Annotated in this window: 1 protein-coding gene; it reads right to left on the bottom strand. The window is 32.6% G+C overall.

What is annotated here, in order from left to right; translation table 11 throughout:
• Window positions 1-117 precede the first annotated feature (117 nt).
• The gene (locus tag F607_RS0127185) at window positions 118-903 is read right to left on the bottom strand and encodes a substrate-binding periplasmic protein (protein WP_169719863.1); all 786 of its coding nucleotides are present in this window, start codon (window positions 901-903) and stop codon (window positions 118-120) included.
• Window positions 904-1360 lie beyond the last annotated feature (457 nt).

Genomic DNA, 1360 nt, shown 5'->3' with positions numbered 1-1360 from the left:
TACACATGTCTTCTTTCTCCATAAAACTGAATCTAGAGGCCAAGCCTTGAGAGTCACACTAGTCAAACTAGTGGCTTACCTGTCAACGAGTTAAACTAAAAACATAACCTTGATTGCTTAATTATTATAAAGCTTCCTATACTTCTCATCAATTTCATCTAACACGCCTGTCTTTTTTAAAAGCAACAATTGATTATTTATCTTAGTGTACAGTTCAAAAGCCATCGGTGATCTCTTTGAAATAAATAGATGCAGCGTTTCAGGCTTAATGTTTTTAATACGTGACGCTCTAATTACCTCCGGTACTTTTCCTTTTTCAATAAGCTTTAAACCATAACCAGCCTGAATAGCTAATGGCATAATTTGGCAACGACTTACTTCTAGCATTTTAAAACCTGAAATTATGGATGGAACCCGAACAAGTTTAGACTCTTGAGTTAATCCATACTCTTTATAACTATACCCCAAAACACCACAAACTGAGTCAAACTGATCAAGATCTCTCACTTTATTCACTTCAATACCTTTGGGATATTGCCCTATCGAGTAAAAAACACCAGGATAAACTTCAGTAAATGGTGATGTTATATAATATTTATCAGCTCTTTCTACAGTATATGACCCAGTTGAGAACATATCATAACGCTTTCTTTTATCATAATTTTCAACTTCAAACAGACATCGCTTCCAGGGTATATGATCAATTTGATAGGTAAAGTCTAGGGAGGCAAATATGGCCGTTAACGTATCTTTAGTAATACCTTTCACTTTTTTTGAAGGTACGTTATTAACTCTTTCATAATATGAATAAGGTGGGTATTCAACCTCATCATCACAAATTTTCACCTCATAGGCAAAAACAACGTTATTTAGCAGCACACCAATAACAGCTAATATCAACATAAGTTGTATACAAGGCATTATGATACCCTAAACACTATTAGCCACTTAAATTATTAAGCTTATTACAAACAGGTCTACATAAATCATAAATCTTCTTAAAGAAGAAAGATATTCAAAAAAATAGCAATAAATTAAAAAAGCCGACACATCTTACAAACAGCTATAATCTCAAATAGCACACCCCATAATTAGCTATATAAAAGCCACATAAAATTAACCACAATCGTTTAGTATTTATACTTTTTTTGATATAAGCTCATTAACATCACCTGCAAACACATTATTACAAGTAGTACTAATTTATTCTCATTTAAACCCGATAAGGTATTTTTTCTAATTCATCTTCCAAAGCCACGAAAAAAAGTTTGGCTCTATATGGATTCCTAGGGGGTTATATCAATAGCTCTACTAGATCATTAAGTAAGCTTTTTCCTCGGCACTTTATATTGTACACAAA

This window comes from Zooshikella ganghwensis DSM 15267 (genome assembly GCF_000428585.1).
In the GTDB taxonomy this organism is placed as follows: domain Bacteria; phylum Pseudomonadota; class Gammaproteobacteria; order Pseudomonadales; family Zooshikellaceae; genus Zooshikella; species Zooshikella ganghwensis.
Note: the sequence above shows the minus strand (reverse complement) of the source record. Positions and strands in the feature narration are given on the sequence as shown.